The following is an 880-nucleotide window of genomic DNA, read 5'->3' on the forward strand; positions in this document are numbered from 1 at the left end:
GCCGTTGCTTCTATGGTCCTTGTGAGGTCGTGGGCTAGCCGGGTGCGGGATCGCGTTGAGGGCCCTTCATTGTTGCCGTCGGTTTGAGCACGAGAACTAGATCTTCTTCGCCTGGGCGGTCCCCCGGGGACGGCTGCATGTCAAGTTGCCGGCTGTCAGTTGCCGGCCCTGGGATCGCTGTGTGGGAAGGGAAGTGGGTGTCATGTTCTCCGATGCCGAGGACGATGAGCAGATCATCGAGCGGGTCGCTGGGCTGGATATCGGCAAGGCCGAGTTGGTGTGCTGCATTCGGCTTCCCGGTAATGGGACGGGCAAGTCGGGTCGGGCTCGCCGGTCCCAGGAGGTGACCACTCATTCCACGATGGTCGGCTCGTTGGCCGAACTGGCGAACCGGCTGGTCGGGCTGGGAGTGGAACGGGTGGTGATGGAGGCCACCAGCGATTATTGGAAGCCGGTGTTCTACCTGTTGGAGGCCCACGGGCTGGACCCGTGGCTGGTCAACGCCCGCGATGTCAAGCATCTCCCGGGCCGGCCGAAGACCGACCGGTTGGACGCGGTCTGGTTGTGCAAGGTGGCCGAGCGGCAGATGCTGCGGCCCAGTTTCGTGCCGCCTCGGCCGATCCGGCAGTTGCGAGATCTGACCCGGTATCGGGTCGATCTGGTGGTCGCTCAGACCGCGGAGAAGAACCGGGTCGAGAAACTCCTGGAGGATGCCTGCATCAAACTGTCGGTGGTGGCCTCCGACATCTTCGGCGTCTCCGGTCGACAGATGATGGCGGCCCTGATCGCCGGCGAACGCGATCCGAAGGCGCTGGCCGAGATGGCCCGGTCGAGCATGCGACGCAAGATCGGCCGGCTGGAAGAAGCCTTCGCCGGCCTG

At 64.8% G+C, this 880-nt stretch carries 1 protein-coding gene; it reads left to right on the plus strand.

The annotated features are described in order from the left end of the window. Nucleotides 1-181: 181 nt before the first annotated feature. The coding region (locus IEY07_RS23965) for an IS110 family transposase (protein WP_229670623.1) at nucleotides 182-880 on the plus strand (699 nt) is incomplete at its 3' end.

This window comes from Microlunatus endophyticus (assembly GCF_014646195.1).
GTDB classification, from domain to species: domain Bacteria; phylum Actinomycetota; class Actinomycetes; order Propionibacteriales; family Propionibacteriaceae; genus Microlunatus; species Microlunatus endophyticus.